This window comes from Vibrio sp. S12_S33 (genome assembly GCF_963889785.1).
GTDB classification, from domain to species: domain Bacteria; phylum Pseudomonadota; class Gammaproteobacteria; order Enterobacterales; family Vibrionaceae; genus Vibrio; species Vibrio aestuarianus.
In genome coordinates, this window is sequence record NZ_CAWPQZ010000015.1 from 38,757 (window position 1) to 55,173 (window position 16,417).

The following is a 16,417-nucleotide window of genomic DNA, read 5'->3' on the forward strand; positions in this document are numbered from 1 at the left end:
GGGTGTTAATTTGTCAGATTAAAATAACCGATGTTTTCTTTATCAGAATTTAAAACGTCACCTTGCTGAGTCGCTTCATCATATAAAAAATAGAGATGAAGAGTATTTAAAATACATTTTTCTTGGCTTAATATATGTCTTGTTAAAATATCGCTATTAAGTTGGTGTATTGATGCATTCCAGGAGTGATTTTGAATGTTAAAGTTAATGTTCATATTGTTGGCGTAATTTTGGTATTGCTTTAGATTTAGCAAACCAGAAACGCTTTCTTCCAGTTGTACGAGAAATAATAAATATCCTTCATATATAAAAAATTATTGTTTAGATGATAATTGTCAAAACGATTGTTTCAAAAATGGCTGAGTGTTCGAACGAGTAAAACAGAGAGAAACTAAGCGGAAGTTTGATAGAGAAGTTTGGAAAATGTAATCTAATTTGCGGGTTTTATAAGAGCGTTGGCTAGTCACCAACGCTCATACGCTTATGCGAAATTATTCAGCACGAACGTTAGCAGCTTGAGGACCTTTAGCACCTTGTTCTACAACAAAAGATACTTTTTGGCCTTCAGCTAAAGTTTTGAAACCTTCAGAAGCGATTGCACGGAAGTGTACGAATACATCTGGACCGCCATTGCTTTGAGAAATAAAACCAAAACCTTTAGTTTCGTTGAACCATTTTACTGTGCCAGTAGTTGTGTTAGACATGTTATGTCCCTTATAAAAAATTTAAAATACAGGTGTTGCTTTGAGACGAATTATTATAATGAGACTATGAAACTAGAGGACACTTAGAATTGAATCTGAAAGGGAACTTTGGCTTACTTGTTACATTAATAACCCTGTTCAACAGAGCGAATTAAGTTTCACATGGTGCAAGTTAAAAGTAAAGCATTTATTTAATGTTTTTTATAAATAAAAAACAAATCAGTTTCATACAGTTCATTTGTTCTCTGAGTTGAACGACAGCAGATAGCGAGTGCATTGGAAAGAGTCGTGGCGGTAATTCAACTAAGATCCATCTAGCTGTAGACAGTGGTGGATTACCTATCTGTTTTGACCTTTCTGAGGGGCAACGACACGATATTGTCCATGCCGAAAGCCTTGTAGAACCGTTAGATGAAGTGGATACCATTGTTTGTGACAACGGCTATGATAGTGACCCCTTTCGACATTTTGTCCAATTAAAAGGTGGAACAACCGTCATAGCTAAACGCAACTATGGGCAAGATATAGACAAGGAAAGTATGGATTGGTGTCTATATAAGTATCGTCATTTAGTTGAAAATGCGTTTGCTAAAATCAAGAATTATCGAGCAATATCAACTAGATATGACAAGTTGAAAAGGAACTATACCAGCATAGTATCGCTGGCATTTATGTTAATGTGGCTACCAATGCATTGCTGAGTATAAAACGTGCAGCAAAGATCAACACGCCCTAGTGTCGTAAAGTTTCATCACAGTAGTATCGGTTAGACATAGTGCAGGAATGAAAGTAGACCTTTACTCATAAACGATTAGTCCGCAGTTCAAGTTTGCGAGGGCCACGATATACAGAAATGCCTGAGAGTGATAGCTCTTCTCAGGCCCCTTACTTTTTAGCAAATGTGTAGCAGATTTTTTTACTTTTGACCTCAAATGTTCAATTTAGAAAGCCGATCTAACCTTAATAGTTTTCTATGAACTAACTTTTCCCCTCTAGACGAGATTTCTCAATTTAGGCTTAATCATCACAGAAATAGCGCTGTAAACGATAATTTAGGATAGGTACCCCTAGAACTACGCTAAACGGCTCAAATAACATCTATTGATCTTCATCCATATTATTAAAGCACCTCATTGTATAACAATAAATATGAAATTAAAGTCTCACCCACTATAAGTATCGTGAAGGACCTGCGAAATGGCTAAAGCAGTTAAAGTAGGGGGCTCAAGGAACCGAGCATGATGGCTTTCCTCCAACACCTGTAATCGCTGGATCTCCTACAGTCAATTTTGATGGTTCTCCCGCAGCTGCAGCTAGAGTTGGAGATCCTTTAGAGCCACATGATAAACCTAAACACCCTCCACATGATCGTGCTATTGCATCAGGCTCATCTGCGGTAAAGATCGATGGAAAAGCGGCAGCTATTACCGGAGGAGCGATAAGCTGTGGCGGTGTTACTATTGGAAGCGGAACCGTCAATATTGGGGACGCCCCTTCAGCTGCTTTAGCAAAAATAATTATTGCGGCTGCTGAAGAACTATATGATATCAATCTTTTGGTTAAGGATTCCTCGGGCTCGGTATGTTCCAAAATGGAGTTAATTTGTGTGTTCAGTGATGGCACAAAAGAAGTCGTAAAGTCCAACGCTAAAGGGGAAATAAAAGGCCTAACAAAAGGTGCTTCGATAAAAACGGTATCTCTCAAGCCTAAACCAACTAAGAAATGGTTCTTAGGAGGCCATTAATGACTGACACTGTATCCTCAACCCCAGTTACCGATGTAACTCCATATGAAATATATGTCTCCGGTATAGAAGATTTCCTGATACCCATAGTATTCCCTGATTACGAAATTCTTGTTGCAAGCGAACAGACATTCGATCTATTTGGGTTAGATATTACGACCCCTAAAGTGAAAGTACCGTACCTCGGGCATGCTGGGGTCATATTGATTAACGGAGAGACCGGAGTGACGAGGTATTACGAATATGGTCGTTACCCGAACAGAGCTTCCGATATTCCAGAAAATGTCAGAAAGGTCTCAATTCCAAATGTGAAACTAATCAACGGATTGATTACCGAAAGCTCTCTGAAAAAAATATTGAAATCAATCTCAAAAAGCTCAGAACAAAGCGGCAGAATCTCTGGTGTGGTCTTAAGGGGAAGCTTTTTTGCAAGGGGAGATAGCTGGCTTAAAAATAAAATGAGCAGTAATAACAGTCCTGACAAACTCCCTTATGATCTGGATAGTCACAACTGTATGACATTTGTAATAGATCTCGCCGAGCATCTAGAGTTGGACCCAAGCTGGCGTCCACCTGTTGTAATTCCAAACGCTTACATTGAACAATTTCAACTTTTTGAAGTCGATTTAGACTACGACTTCTCAACAAATACGTTAGTCGTATCGGAGTAATATGAGAAAAATAATAAGGTGGTTGTTAATCTTAGGAGCAGCAACGGTATTAGCACTTTTAGTTCTTTTCTTCACCTTCTTCAGGTTTGAAGAAACAGCATCAACGCAACACCAAATGCTTGGTGAAATGTTGTGGCTCTCAGCACCTGATGGAGGTGTTGGCTTCAGAATGCTTGAGTCAAATCATCCTAATTATAAGGTGAAGATACTGTGTGGCACTCCAGATAACGTATGTGATGAAGGTACCTTTAAATATTCAGGAAGCAAGCTTGATAAAATCAAACCTGATGACATTGCTTCTTACTTTGGAGATAACATTGACCTCATAAATGGTGAAACTATGGTCAAAGTTGCTCAGAACTAGTAATACGGAATCATACCTTGGTGGTTTGATACTTTTAAGATCAAGCCAGCGAGGGGCCTCCATATACAGAAAAGCCAAAGAGCAATGCCACTGCTCACTAAAACTCAACTTACTTCTGCCCCATTCGGTGTTAGTGTTTTTACTCATATATACCTAAACTACTTGAAGTTGAAGGTAGGCGGCAAGTGAGTTCATCCCTATGAGTATAGATAAACTATGTGATTGGGGTGAGCGAACGTAGCCAACACAGCTGCAACTTCAAGTAGGAAGGGTATATATCTTGTTAATAAGAGTTTGTCCTATTAATAGTAATCTGAATAGTCAGTTCGAGCGTTCTACAATTTTACTCAAAACGTCCACAGGTTAACGGGTAGATTTACGCCTTTTTGCGACTAGAGTGAACTTATAGTCACTGGATTTAAAGTAGTTGCGACTATATTCAAATACCGTGTCGTCGTGTAAGTAACTGCGAGTGCGCTTCTCAATGATCGGGTCGGCAGGGCTAATGCCTAGTAACTCAGCAACATCGTCAGATGGTAGGATTGGAACGATTTCTTGCTCACTTCGATCTATCACCAGTTTTTTCTGGTTCTCGATATAATCATATTTCGATCCTCGCATCACTTGATAGGTTAGATCAGGAAACATTTCGACTGGCATCCATGTCTCTTCAACGGTGATTGGGTTGTCATCGACAAAACGAACTCGCTTTACGTAGAAAATTCGAGCACCTTCGTTGATGTCTAAGTGCTCTGCTAGTGTTAATGAGGCAGATTGAATTTCAAAGGCAATCACATCGCTATGGGTTATCCCACCTAAATGAGCCCACTTTTCCGCAAAGCTACTTTGTTGGTAGATATCGTAGTTAACCTTGTTCTCTTTAACGTAAGTGCCGCTACCTTGAATGCTCTCTAGTTCTTCATTTTCGATCAGGAGTTTAAGCGCCTGGCGAACAGTTACTCGGCTGGCAGAAAACTCTTCGCATAGTTGAGCTTCTGTTGGGAGCGCCTCACCCACCTTGTAAATCTTACTGCTGATTTTTTCTCGAATGGCGCCAGCTATTTTTCGGTAGAGGGGCAGTCTTGCCATGTAAACCTCGAAAGTAATACAAAAGAGATGGGTAACAACAACTTGTGCTTCCCCCTAGAGGCTTAATAATACGAATTAAAGCACTGAATACAAGATAAGGTTGCTAAAGATCTAGCGGGTAATACAAAAAAACTCCAAGCGAGGGGGCGACTTGGAGTTTTGGAGCATCTTGAGTTAAGGGGAACTAAACTTTCGCTTCAGCTAGCTTCTTCTTTCCCATTACTTTTAGTCCGATAGTCAATACCATTGAAACGGCGACACCAATGATGAAGTAAGTAAGCCAGGCAGCGGGATTACCAATAACAGGTAGCATGAACACTGCACCGCCAGCTACGGTACCAATAGTAATCTTAGAAGAAAGAATTAATGCAGCCGCTACACCACCACCAATCATATGAGCGGGGATGATACGCATTGGATCTTTTACAGCATAAGGGATAGCGCCTTCAGTGATACCACAGAAACCTAAAATAGCGGTTGAAGGACCTGCCAAGCGATCTTCTTCGTCGAAGAAACGTTTGAATACCACAGACATAATACCTAGTGACATACCTGGGATACATTTCGCAGCAGTAAAGGCTGCGTAGAAGATTGATGCATCACCAGCAAAGTCGCCACTAGTACCGACCCCGATACAGAATAGGTAAGCCGCTTTGTTTACAGGGCCGCCCATATCGAAACAAGCCATAGCACCGAGGATGAAACCTAGGATAAGTAGGTTATTCGTCCCCATTGATGTTAGCCAATCGACCAAACCACTGTTAAGCATCGCAAAGAACTTACCAGGGCCTGCATACATAAAGATCAGTGTTGCAATGCCGGCTAGTAGAGGTGTGATGATGATCATCTTCACTGATTCTAGTACTTTCGGTACTTTGATCTGGCGGACAAGCATAACAAATAAGGCTGCTGCTGCACCTGCTACTAAGCCACCTAGGAAGCCGCCAGTCACGATAGAGATATTACCGAATCCGCCACCAACAGCGACGAAACCACCGACGAAACCAGGAGCTAGACCAGGTTTACCAACCATACCGTAAGCTGTAAATGCTGCAAGCACACAGATTAACAGTGGGTTAAAGGCTTTTAACGTGCTGTAGTATAAGAAGTGAATAATACCTTGGAACGAAGACTCAAACTGCGCTTTGGCCTCCGGTTGGGCAATAGCGGCGTAAACTTCTTTCTTAATCGCACCAATTTCGCTGTTAGCTAATCCTTCAGCAGCGTTAATAATGCCTAGGTCTGCGTATGTTTTGCCCGTGTATTCAACCAGTATCGCTTCATCATAAAGGTGGGTGTAATCGTAGCCGAAGAATAGGTTTAGAAGACCTACACAAAGACCACCGATAATAACAAGAGGAATGATGTGAGATACGCCTGAAAGGGCGCCCTTGTACCAAAGTTTCAAGAAGCTAACGATCATATTGTCGTTGCTCTCTTCCTTCTCGGCAAACTTGTTGGCAGTCGTGGTTGCTTTTGCTTTTGCTTTTGAGCCACCCGCTTTGACCTTCTCTTCGAGTGCATCAAGCATTTCATCAGCGGCTTTGATGCCATCTTTAACCTTACCTTGCACAGACGTTAAGCCCTCGAAGCGCTCAGCTTCAATTACGCCTACGTCAACAGCGTAGATAATACCATCGGCTTCCGCGACATCTTGTGCGGTTAGTTTTCCATCAAGGCCATTCGCACCTTGCTTCTCGACTTTTATTTCCCAACCGCGCGCGGCTGCTTTCTTTTCTAAATTTTTAGCCGCCATGTAGGTGTGCGCTACACCGGCCGTACATGCTGTAATCGCTAAGATTTTCATCTGATGTTCCTTTGCGTCGTCTCTCGTCATTTGAGTAACAGATAGGTCACTCAATGATTATATTCTTACTCAATTTGTTTTAACCATCTGTGATAATTCTCACAAGTTGTATTATTTATTTTTTAATTTGTTTTTCTTTTTGTTGATATAAAACTAATACAAAATTGCATTATGACGCTATGGCATTGAAATATAACATGAATTAAATACACGACGACATGTAATAATAAACCCCTTACTTAAATAGAATAGCTTGTATTCTTCTTTTGGCGCTTTGCGGTGAGGGTAAATTTATAATTGTTGGTCGTGAAATAGTTTCGGCTGTACTCGAAGATGGTGTCATTTTCTAGGTATCCGCGAGTGCGCTTTTCTATAACGGGTTCTGTAGGGTCGATACCAAGTAATGCCGCCACGTCACTTGGTGGAAGTGCGGGCATGATTTCTTGCTCACTTCTATCTATAACTATCTTCTTCTGTTTTTCGATGTAGTCATATTTCGAACCTTGCATCACTTGGTAACTGAGGTCTGGGAACATAGTTGTTGGCATCCAAGTCTCTTCAACCGTAATGGCGGTCTCGTTTAGGAATCGCACCCTCTTGATGTAGAAAACGCGCTCGCCTTCGTTGACTTCCAAGTGCTCGGCCATCGTTAGTGAGGCTGCTCGCACTTCAAAGGATAAGACATCACTGTGTGTTACTCCCTGCAAATGAGCCCACTTTTCAGCAAAGCTGCTCTGCTGGTAGATGTTGTAGTTTATTTTGCTCTCTTTCACATAGGTGCCACTACCTTGAATGCTCTCTAGCTCTTCTTGTTCAATTAGAAGCTTAAGGGCTTGGCGTATAGTTACTCGGCTGACAGAGAACTCTTCACGCAGTTGTGCCTCTGTGGGTAGTGCCTCACCAACCTTGTAGATGCCGGTGCTAATCTTATCTCTAATGGCATCAGCGATTTGTCGGTACATGGGTAATCTTGTCGTCATATCCTAGATAGTCTCTTGCTTATTAACCTGTAGAACCGTTCTAACAGGTCTTCGTATGTGACCTTTGACTTGGATAATACGAATTTCACGCAGTTTAACAAATTAAAAAGAATACAAATATCATTTGCCAACTCCAACTTAATACATTTCGTGATGTTATCGAGATCTGGATCACGGTTTATTTGTATTTGATTGGTATTATTGCTGGCACGTAAACAGATAACCCAAAAGAACGTGAATACGGGGCTAAAACTATGAACCTTACAACGCTTACAAATTCATCACTGATTAATCTACAAACGACGTTCGAGAGTCGTGACGCTGCAATTAAAGCACTCGCTGAACAGCTCGATCAACAGGGCAAGCTGCACGACAAAGAAGAATACTTAAAGGCGGTGTTTGCCCGTGAAGATCATGGAGCAACGGCGTTAGGTGAAGGCCTTGCTGTTCCACATGGCAAAACCGACGCAGTGAAAGAAGCAGCATTTGCTGTCGCAACCCTAAAACAAGATTTGAAATGGCAGGGCATTGATGAAGAAGAGGATGTAAATCTGATCTTCTTAATTGCTATTCCTAATGCTGAAGCGGGTTCTACACACATGCAACTGTTGACCGAGCTGACAAGCACTTTGATTGATGATGAAATTCGTGAAGCGGTACTTAGCGCGACTACTGTAGAAGAAATTTTTGCACTTCTTAGCGATGAGGAAGAGCAAGTTGAAGAGGTAGCAGAAGAACCTGCACCAGTAGTTGAAGAGAAGAAAGGGTTGTTTGGCTCTATTGCTTCAAAGTTATTTGGATAACTCAGCGTTTACTCAAAAGCCATTACTCATTTAAGTCGCATAGCACAGTCTTTACAGGTACAAAACAATGACTAAATCACGCGTTCATATTACCCCACACATGCACTGGGATCGTGAATGGTACTTCACCACTGAAGAGTCTCGTATTCTTTTGGTGAACAACATGGAAGAGATCATGCAACGTCTGGAGAGCGATCCAGAATACAAATACTATGTACTCGATGGCCAGACAGCGGTCCTTGAAGACTACTTTGCTATCAAGCCTGAAAACAAAGAGCGTGTACGTGACTTAGTTCAGGCGGGCAAACTTATTGTTGGTCCTTGGTACTCTCAAACCGACACTATGCAGGTTGGTGGTGAGTCAATCATTCGTAATATGTTGTATGGCCTACGTGATTGTCTAGAGTTAGGCGAGCCAATGAAAATTGGCTACCTGCCAGACTCATTCTCAATGAGCTCACAATTGCCAATGATCTATAACGGCTTTGATATTGACACTGCAATGTTCTGGCGCGGTTGCTCTGAGCGTCACGGTACGAACAAAACTGAGTTCTTATGGCAATCTAATGATGGTTCAGAAGTTTCGGCACAAGTACTGCCTCTTGGTTATGCGATTGGTAAGTACCTACCTCAAGATGAAGAAGGGTTGCGTGCTCGCCTAGACAAATACTTCCCTGTGTTAGAAAAGCCGTCAGTGACCAAAGACATTCTGCTACCAAATGGTCACGATCAGATGCCAATCCAACAAGACATCTTCGAGGTGATGGACAAGCTGCGTGAGGTTTACCCGGAACGTGAGTTTGTGATGAGTCGCTTTGAAGAGGTATTCGACCGCATCAAGCAAGAGCGCGATCAACTAGACACCGTAAAAGGCGAGTTTAACGACGGTAAATACATGCGTGTACACCGTACGATTTCGTCAACTCGGATGGATATAAAGCTGATCCATGCTCAGGTAGAGAACAAGATCGTCAATATCCTAGAACCGCTCGCTTCTATCGCTTGGTCACTAGGCTTTGAATACCACCACGGTCTGATTGAGAAGATGTGGAAAGAGAGCATGAAGAACCATGCCCACGACTCTATCGGTTGCTGCTGTTCAGACAAGGTGCACGCTGAGATTCTTAATCGCTACATCCTAGCCGACGATATGGCGAGCAATCTGATCACATTCTACAAGCGTAAAATCGTTGACCATATGCCAGCTCATGAAGGCTGCGACAAATTAGCCTTCTTCAACCTATCGCCATACGAACGTGAAGAGGTGATAAACACCACCATCACTATCCGTGCAGAGCAGTTCAATATCTTTGATGATAATGGCAACCCAGTTGAGTACTTCATCCAAGATCAGCGAGTGATCGACCCAGGCAAAATTGACCGCCAAATCGTTCACTATGGTAACTATGATCCGTTTATTGAGTACGATATTCAGATTAAACAATCTGTACCTGCGATGGGCTTTACCACTTTGCATATCCAAGGCAACGAGAAAGGCACTCAAAAAATTGCCGATCAGAAAGACTACCTACTAGAGAACGAATTCTACACCATTAAAGTGAATGACAACGGTACCTTAACCATCTTGGATAAAGAGACTGAGATGACTTATGACCAAGTGCTGCGAATTGAAGATGGTTCAGATGATGGTGATGAGTACGACTACTCTCCATCTCGTAAGGAGTGGCTGCTTTACTCAGATGAGTTCAAGGTAGAAACCGATATTAAACATGAAGGCTTCCAATCTGTTGCTAGCATCAAACTACGAATGGATGTACCAGCTAATCTGCAAGAGCGCGAAGAGCGCACAGGACGAAACGGATTTGTCGATGTCGATTGTCAAGTGGTACTTAAAGCCGGTTCACGCCGTATCGAAGTTCGCATGGAGCTAGATAACCAAGCAGATGATCACCGTGTGCGCGTGCTAATTCCAACGCCATTTGTATCTGAAAATGTGGTGGCAGATAACCAGTTTGGTCTAATCACACGTCCAACCAACGACCCTGCGATGCAAGTGTGGGAGCAAGAAGGCTGGAAAGAAGCTCCAGTACCGGTTTATCAACTGATGAACTTTGCAGCAGTAGAGAATCAAACTGGTGGTTTGGCGTTCATGACTAATGGCCTGCGTGAGTTTGAAGTGGTTTCGAGCCAAAGCAATGAAGAGCGTGACACTTTCGCACTAACTTTGCTACGTGGTGTCGGCGTACTGGGTAAAGAGGAGCTGTTGCTACGTCCGGGACGTCCTTCAGGCATCAAGATCCCAACTCCAGATTCGCAAACGCGTGGCAAGTTAGCGTGTGAGTTCAGCTTACTTGGTTTTGCTGGTAACCATATCGAGGCCAACGTTATGGCTAAAGCACGAGATTATGTAACGCCAATCGAGTGTTACAACAAGATCCCGTACAACGCTATGAAGCTAAACGTTGGTGAGCAAGACAAGCCGATAACTTACTCGCTTCTTACTAAAACGCAGAAAGGCGCGGTGCTTAGCGTACTTAAGAAAGCAGAAGATGAAGATGCACTGATCCTACGTGTCTACAACCCAGCAGAAACTGGTGAGATAGAAGATGGCGTCGCTTTCACTAGCACGGTCACTTCATGGCAAGAGACCAGCATGGATGAACGAGTACGTGATACTGAAGTCGCTAGCCAGAGTTTTGGCGTGCTCCAAGCGTGTCAGGCGAAGTCGTTCCTAGTTAAGTTCTAAACCAATACAGACTCCGCCCAAGCTACTGGGCGGACATGGTGCACAATTATGAAGATTGTTATAGCTCCTGACTCATTTAAAGAGTCGTTATCAGCTAAACAAGTATGCGAATGCATAGAAGCCGGGTTTGCTCAAATCTTCCCCAAAGCCGAATATGTTCATTTGCCATTGGCAGATGGAGGTGAAGGGACGGTCGAGGTATTGATGCAAGGACTTGAGGGTGAGGTTCGTCAATCTAAAGTTACTGGCCCTTTAGGCGAGGTTATCACAGCCAGATGGGCTCTATTGGATGGTGGCCAAACTGCGCTGATCGAGTTTGCTGCTGCTTCAGGTCTCGACCTCGTTCCACATGAGCAACGAAATCCTGCGTTAACGACAAGTTATGGCACTGGTGAACTAATTAAGGAAGCGTTAAATCTTGGCGTTTCTAAGGTTTTACTTGGGTTAGGAGGCAGTGCGACCAATGATGCGGGTGCAGGAATTGTACAAGCGTTGGGCGTTAAACTAATAGATGAACAAGGTAATGAATTGGCTCGTGGTGGTGCTGCCTTGGTTGACATTACAACTATTGATTTCTCGGATATCCACCCGCGAACAAAGGAGGTGGAATTTATCGTTGCGTGTGATGTAGAAAACCCACTGATTGGTGAAAATGGTGCGAGTTATACCTTCGGCCCACAGAAGGGGGCAACGCCAGAGCTTGTTAAACAGCTAGATATCGCCGTTGCACATTTTGCCGCTGTGAGCGCTAAGACAACAGCCATCGATCATTCTGGAACAGTGAGTTTTGGCGCGGCTGGCGGTACGCCGATGGGACTATCTCTTTTGTTCGACATTCAAGTCAAGCAAGGTATTGAGATGGTGCTAGATGTACTGGATGCGGACAAAGTACTAGAAGGTGCTGATATTGTAATAACAGGGGAGGGGCAAATGGATAACCAAACCTTAGAAGGAAAGGCTCCCTTTGGCATTGCAAAGCGCGCACTGCGTAAAGACATTCCAATCATTGGCATTGCTGGTTCACTGGGCCAAGAAATTGATGAGTTATACAGTACGATAAATTGTACTTTTGGCACAGTTCGTTCTCCGCAACCACTAGAACAAGTCCTTACTGAAGCGAGAAGTAACCTCATTCGTACAGCCCGTAATATTGCAGCCACACTTAAGCTTGGCGCCAAAATATTAGATTAAAGTGAGGAGTAGTTATGTATCTATATAAACTAGATAATGTTATTCAAAACTACGCATGGGGTAGCAGAAACTCCATTCATGATCTGTTTAGTATTAATAATCCGGCTCAAGAACCACAGGCTGAGATCTGGATGGGTGCTCACCCTAATGGTTGCTCTAGACTGAATGAAACTGGTGAGCCACTGTCAGACGTTATTGAATAAAACAAAATGGATATCTTAGGTGACTACACGGCGGCACGTTTTGGTGACCTTCCTTTTTTGTTTAAAGTGCTAGCGGCAGAGACCCCACTTTCTATTCAAGTGCATCCAAGTAAGCGAAAAGCGAAACAAGGCTTTGAACGAGAAAACCTAAAAGGGATACTCACGGAATCGGCTTTTTTTCATTCAAGTTTATGGTTCAGTGAAAGCAAGAAAAGAGGCTTAGACACCTCTTTTCTCGTTAAAGATAATTGATGGTCTTACGCCAGAGCGCTTTTGGGAGCTCGTCGAGGTCGATTTTGTCCACCACTACGAGTTGGTTTCGTACCTTGGGTAGTAACTGCATTGCTTGGGTTGCGTTTGGGCTTGTTCGACGTATTGGCGTTGCGACCGTTGGCCACATTACCTGAGCGTTGACCATCGTTATGCTCTGGCTTATCTTTTTTAGGTTTCTTTGGCTTTTTCGCTTTCATAGGCAAAAGTGATGGCGAGTTTGGCAGTTTATTGACCGGAGAAAAAGCTTCAATTTCAATACGTTCTAGCACATTTTGCGTCAGGCGTTCAATAGCAAACATATCTTTCGCTTCATCAGCGCACACTAAAGAAATCGCATTACCTTCAGCGCCAGCACGGCCAGTACGACCAATGCGGTGTACATAATCTTCAGGGACATTCGGCAGTTCAAAATTGACTACCTGTGGTAACTGGTCAATATCGATTCCACGTGCAGCGATATCCGTTGCAACAAGAATACGAATTTCACCATTTTTAAAGTTGGCTAAAGCCTTGGTACGAGCACCTTGACTCTTGTTTCCGTGAATAGCCGCAGCAGCGATGCCACTTTTCTCTAACTGGGCAGTTAAACGGTTTGCACCATGTTTAGTGCGCGTGAAAACCAGTGCCTGTTTCCAGTTATTGTCGTTGATCAATTTGATCAGCAACGACGGTTTTTTAGACTTATCAACGGGGTGAACCCACTGTTTAACCGTTTTAGCGGTACTGTTGCGTGGTGTAACTGAAATCTCGACTGGATTATTGACCAACCCTTTCGCTAGTTGTCTTATCTCATCAGAAAATGTCGCTGAAAATAAAAGGTTTTGACGTTTAGGCGGCAGTAACGCAAGAATCTTTTTGATGTCTCGAATAAAACCCATATCCAGCATGCGGTCAGCTTCATCAAGAACCAATATTTCTAACTGATTAAATTTAATCGCTTTTTGATTGTAGAGATCAAGCAGGCGGCCTGGTGTGGCAACCAAAACGTCCACTCCACGACGCATTTTCATCATTTGTGGATTCACTTTGACCCCACCAAAAACCACTTCAGATTTAAGCGGTAAATTCTGTCCATAAGTGGTGACGTTATCGGCAACTTGGGCTGCTAACTCACGGGTTGGAGTGAGAATTAAAGCACGAACTTGGTTCGGTCCTGCTTTCGGCCCTTTCACGAGTAAATCTAAAATAGGAAGGGTGAATCCTGCGGTTTTACCTGTGCCTGTCTGAGCAGCTGCCATCACATCTTTGCCTTCAAGTACGGCTGGTATGGCTTGCGCCTGAATTGGCGATGGTGTTTCGTAACCCTGAGAAGCGACAGCTTTCAGGATAGCATTAGATAAACCCAGAGAGGCAAAACTCATTAAAATGTCTCGATATGTAAAAGAATAGTGATCCGCATCATGTTGCGGAAAGGCGCAAGCATACAGCAGTCACGCTGAAAGTGCTATGGAATGTATGTCTGCGATTACTTCAAAACGAAACGTTACGTTGTTTAGCTTAAATAATTACTTAATGGGTGAGTTGAATCGTTTATGATGTGGTCAACATGCATTGGCTATGTTTTCTGAATGAAAGTGAAATGAAAGGTGGATTCGATGCAAAATAGTGGGCTTCCAAAAAATTTTTTATGGGGTGGTGCGGTTGCAGCACACCAAGTTGAAGGTGGTTGGGATAAAGCAAGTAAAGGCATCAGCATTGTTGATGTTTTATCGAAAGGGGCTCATGAAGTACCTCGAGTGATTACTGATGGCGTTGGTGATCATTATTTTTACCCAAACCACCAACCACTACAAACTTGCACAAGCTGGTATTGCTTTTGACGCCGCTTTAACGTTTGAAGGCGATAATATGATGCAGTCAGGGTATGCTGCAGTTATGAAGTTCTTAGAACAAAAAGCTATCTTTAGTGCTATTTTAGCCTGTAACGATGATATGGCGTTAGGAGCGATGAGAGCCCTGCACGAACATGGTCTTTCGATCCCCTCTGATGTGTCAGTGATTGGTATTAATGATGAACCGCAGCGGCTTATTCAGTCCCTAGCTTATCAACGGTCTCTTTACCGATTGAGCAGTTAACGAAAGACGCGGTGGAATTAGCTCTACAGCTGGCTGAAAGGAAAAATATTCAACTAGTTACGGCTCGGTGCTATTTAGGTCAGCTTATTCAACGCGAGTCAACAGCATCAGCTACTTGCTGATATCTATTTATTTTTTCAAAAAAAACTGTATAAACAAACAGTAAAAAACTTGACATCGTAATAGCTTCTACTAATCTGTATGTATATACAGTAAAGTTGGAGGTGAAATATGTTGTGGGAAACGTTAGAACGAGTTAACCGCCTTCGCCAAGAGGCGTTAGCCAATCCAGACTTTGTCCAATCTGCTCAAGAACATGAAGAAACGCTAAAACAAGTCGAGCAGTACTTTGAACCAACAAAACGTCGCAAGGTTGCTAAACGTGCAAAGAGCTTGGCTGATATCTATGAGCAGGCAGAGTTTGGTGAAAATCCATCTGGTGTTCAGCATTAACCATTGATCAAATTACTCATCAATCTAATAAAGAGAGAGGAGCCGTTGAAGTGGCTCTTCTCTTTTAGCTATTCGGCTTAACTGTTTTATATATTCGCTACAGTAGAGTTAACGCAGTGTTTTCAGTGAGAGAAGTGCCCAGTCAAATATACGGACTGCTTTGAAATTGGCCACTTGAGATGGTTTTGTTTAGGAATCATTTGGGAAATGAAGTCGAAAGGTGTATAAAAGCGCCATTCAAACCGAAAGAGAGAAGATGATGAAAATTGAGAAGCTAGAAAACAAAAACCGCCGTATCCGTAAAAAACTATTTTTAGGTGAATTTGCGATTTTAGGTTTTGAAGTTAGCTGCGCGACATCTATCAAAGATTTCGAGCAATATGATCTCTTCGTTGATGAGTTTATTGATTACATAGACAGCATTGGTCTGTGCTTCGGCGGCGGTGGTCTAGAGCTATTCGAAGGATTCTTGTGTGCAACGGATCGTTACCGTTCAGTGACAGAAGAAGAAAAAGCACAAGTCGTGAAATGGCTAGAAAGCCGTGCGGAAGTAAACAAAGTTGACGTTAGTGAATTAGTTGACGCGAATTACGCATAATCACGATAACTTGATAAAGTCTCATTAAGTCGATGACGAAAAGCCAGAGTGTGTTTACTCTGGCTTTTTACTAACTAAAAATCAGCCTGCTTAACGAAATAAGGGTTGCTGTATTTCTGAGCAGGGCCTAATTTGGAAACTACCAACTTATTCCATAGCGCTTTGTCAAAACCTTCTTTAGGAATTGATGGATAAAGTGTCTCTGCTTCTTCTCTAGCAAAATTCAAGAACTGCTTTTTCTTACTCTGATTATACTCTTTTGCTATACGATTAAAGTTACGAATCCATTCTTGCTTATATTTGCGCAAGGCCGGCTCCGCCTGCTCGAGAGGAACACGTGATAGATAGACTCGCTTATACGATACTTTACGATCGATCATCGTTCTCATGCTCGTTTGGATATAACGGCCATGATGAGTAATCGAAATATCATTTTCATCAAATAGGTTTACGCACCAGCCTTTTGGGAAAAAGTTGGGTTTCCTAAATTGCTTGTTTCTTGCGACCAATACTTGGTGTAGCACCAAATCTGACGTACCCTTAAAGGTTCTTTGCCATTTGGAAATTCGAATTTGTAATGAGCCTGGTAGGCGGTAGACATTAGTAAATTTATCTTCGTTCATGACTTCTACAGTAATTAGTTAAATACATCACTTGAAACAAATATTGAGATTATTTGCCCGATGAAAACGGCACCATAATTTATGAAATGCCAACAATGACAGCCAACGACGTAAAGTTGAATTATTGTAAT

12 protein-coding genes and 6 pseudogenes are annotated in these 16,417 nt (G+C 42.5%); 12 read left to right on the forward strand and 6 right to left on the reverse strand.

The annotated features are described in order from the left end of the window. Window positions 1-491 precede the first annotated feature (491 nt). Window positions 492-704 (reverse strand): transcription antiterminator/RNA stability regulator CspE, encoded by a 213-nt coding sequence (gene cspE, locus AACW06_RS09205; protein ID WP_010317961.1) that lies wholly within the window; start codon window positions 702-704, stop codon window positions 492-494. A 257-nt stretch (window positions 705-961) separates the two neighbouring features. Here cspE and AACW06_RS09210 point away from each other — a divergent pair. From AACW06_RS09210 to AACW06_RS09225, 4 genes and pseudogenes are all read left to right on the forward strand, one after another. Continuing rightward, window positions 962-1,405, forward strand: a pseudogene (locus AACW06_RS09210) (IS5 family transposase); the annotation flags it as partial. Window positions 1,406-1,923: 518 nt separating this feature from the next. Continuing rightward, window positions 1,924-2,190: pseudogene (locus AACW06_RS09215) on the forward strand (type VI secretion system PAAR protein); the annotation flags it as partial. A 257-nt stretch (window positions 2,191-2,447) separates the two neighbouring features. Then, the gene (locus AACW06_RS09220; protein WP_192074839.1) at window positions 2,448-3,119 is read left to right on the forward strand and encodes a hypothetical protein; all 672 of its coding nucleotides are present in this window, start codon (window positions 2,448-2,450) and stop codon (window positions 3,117-3,119) included. Between the two features lies 1 nt (window position 3,120). Beyond that, window positions 3,121-3,483, forward strand: a complete 363-nt coding sequence (locus AACW06_RS09225; protein ID WP_238336664.1) for a hypothetical protein — start codon at window positions 3,121-3,123, stop codon at window positions 3,481-3,483. 363 nt (window positions 3,484-3,846) lie between these two features. On the opposite strand, the gene AACW06_RS09230 is transcribed toward AACW06_RS09225, so the two are convergent. The 3 genes from AACW06_RS09230 to AACW06_RS09240 form a co-directional block, all read right to left on the reverse strand. Further along, window positions 3,847-4,572, reverse strand: coding sequence for a GntR family transcriptional regulator (locus AACW06_RS09230; RefSeq protein WP_192074840.1), 726 nt, complete (start codon window positions 4,570-4,572; stop codon window positions 3,847-3,849). Between the two features lie 184 nt (window positions 4,573-4,756). Then, the gene (locus AACW06_RS09235) at window positions 4,757-6,379 is read right to left on the reverse strand and encodes a PTS fructose transporter subunit IIC (protein WP_192074841.1); all 1,623 of its coding nucleotides are present in this window, start codon (window positions 6,377-6,379) and stop codon (window positions 4,757-4,759) included. 239 nt (window positions 6,380-6,618) lie between these two features. Beyond that, window positions 6,619-7,341, reverse strand: coding sequence for a GntR family transcriptional regulator (locus AACW06_RS09240; RefSeq protein WP_192074842.1), 723 nt, complete (start codon window positions 7,339-7,341; stop codon window positions 6,619-6,621). A 272-nt stretch (window positions 7,342-7,613) separates the two neighbouring features. On the opposite strand from AACW06_RS09240, the pseudogene AACW06_RS09245 reads away from it, so the two are divergent. From AACW06_RS09245 to AACW06_RS09260, 4 genes and pseudogenes are all read left to right on the forward strand, one after another. Beyond that, window positions 7,614-8,084: pseudogene (locus AACW06_RS09245) on the forward strand (fructose PTS transporter subunit IIA); the annotation flags it as partial. 145 nt (window positions 8,085-8,229) lie between these two features. Continuing rightward, on the forward strand, window positions 8,230-10,869 hold the full coding sequence (gene mngB / locus AACW06_RS09250) for a mannosylglycerate hydrolase (RefSeq protein ID WP_192074843.1): 2,640 nt from the start codon (window positions 8,230-8,232) through the stop codon (window positions 10,867-10,869). A gap of 48 nt (window positions 10,870-10,917) precedes the next feature. After that, entirely contained in the window at window positions 10,918-12,060 is a 1,143-nt protein-coding gene (locus AACW06_RS09255) for a glycerate kinase (protein WP_192074844.1), read from the forward strand. A gap of 14 nt (window positions 12,061-12,074) precedes the next feature. Then, window positions 12,075-12,422, forward strand: a pseudogene (locus tag AACW06_RS09260) (type I phosphomannose isomerase catalytic subunit); the annotation flags it as partial. Window positions 12,423-12,520: 98 nt separating this feature from the next. Here the strand turns inward: AACW06_RS09260 and AACW06_RS09265 are convergent. Next, a complete protein-coding gene (locus AACW06_RS09265) occupies window positions 12,521-13,897 on the reverse strand; it encodes a DEAD/DEAH box helicase (protein ID WP_192074845.1) in 1,377 nt (458 codons plus the stop codon). Between the two features lie 234 nt (window positions 13,898-14,131). Here AACW06_RS09265 and AACW06_RS09270 point away from each other — a divergent pair. The 4 genes and pseudogenes from AACW06_RS09270 to AACW06_RS09285 form a co-directional block, all read left to right on the forward strand. Further along, window positions 14,132-14,320 (forward strand): annotated as a pseudogene (locus tag AACW06_RS09270) (family 1 glycosylhydrolase); the annotation flags it as partial. Between the two features lie 67 nt (window positions 14,321-14,387). Further along, a pseudogene (locus AACW06_RS09275) lies at window positions 14,388-14,734 on the forward strand (substrate-binding domain-containing protein). 109 nt (window positions 14,735-14,843) lie between these two features. Continuing rightward, a complete protein-coding gene (locus tag AACW06_RS09280) occupies window positions 14,844-15,065 on the forward strand; it encodes a hypothetical protein (RefSeq protein ID WP_053312281.1) in 222 nt (73 codons plus the stop codon). A 259-nt stretch (window positions 15,066-15,324) separates the two neighbouring features. Continuing rightward, window positions 15,325-15,663: a YggL 50S ribosome-binding family protein gene (locus AACW06_RS09285; RefSeq protein WP_192074872.1), complete on the forward strand. Its 339-nt coding sequence runs from the start codon at window positions 15,325-15,327 to the stop codon at window positions 15,661-15,663. 74 nt (window positions 15,664-15,737) lie between these two features. Here AACW06_RS09285 and AACW06_RS09290 read toward each other — a convergent pair whose 3' ends face one another. After that, window positions 15,738-16,286: an MSHA operon transcriptional regulator gene (locus tag AACW06_RS09290; protein ID WP_192074847.1), complete on the reverse strand. Its 549-nt coding sequence runs from the start codon at window positions 16,284-16,286 to the stop codon at window positions 15,738-15,740. Window positions 16,287-16,417 lie beyond the last annotated feature (131 nt).

Coding starts and splice junctions, on each gene's coding strand:
- AACW06_RS09240 (WP_192074842.1), bottom strand. CDS start 7,341: ATGTACCGACAAATCGCTGATGCCATTAGAGATAAGATTAGCACCGGC.
- cspE (WP_010317961.1), bottom strand. CDS start 704: ATGTCTAACACAACTACTGGCACAGTAAAATGGTTCAACGAAACTAAA.
- AACW06_RS09285 (WP_192074872.1), top strand. CDS start 15,325: ATGAAAATTGAGAAGCTAGAAAACAAAAACCGCCGTATCCGTAAAAAA.
- AACW06_RS09235 (WP_192074841.1), bottom strand. CDS start 6,379: ATGAAAATCTTAGCGATTACAGCATGTACGGCCGGTGTAGCGCACACC.
- AACW06_RS09290 (WP_192074847.1), bottom strand. CDS start 16,286: ATGAACGAAGATAAATTTACTAATGTCTACCGCCTACCAGGCTCATTA.
- AACW06_RS09280 (WP_053312281.1), top strand. CDS start 14,844: ATGTTGTGGGAAACGTTAGAACGAGTTAACCGCCTTCGCCAAGAGGCG.
- mngB (WP_192074843.1), top strand. CDS start 8,230: ATGACTAAATCACGCGTTCATATTACCCCACACATGCACTGGGATCGT.
- AACW06_RS09255 (WP_192074844.1), top strand. CDS start 10,918: ATGAAGATTGTTATAGCTCCTGACTCATTTAAAGAGTCGTTATCAGCT.
- AACW06_RS09220 (WP_192074839.1), top strand. CDS start 2,448: ATGACTGACACTGTATCCTCAACCCCAGTTACCGATGTAACTCCATAT.
- AACW06_RS09265 (WP_192074845.1), bottom strand. CDS start 13,897: ATGAGTTTTGCCTCTCTGGGTTTATCTAATGCTATCCTGAAAGCTGTC.
- AACW06_RS09230 (WP_192074840.1), bottom strand. CDS start 4,572: ATGGCAAGACTGCCCCTCTACCGAAAAATAGCTGGCGCCATTCGAGAA.
- AACW06_RS09225 (WP_238336664.1), top strand. CDS start 3,121: ATGAGAAAAATAATAAGGTGGTTGTTAATCTTAGGAGCAGCAACGGTA.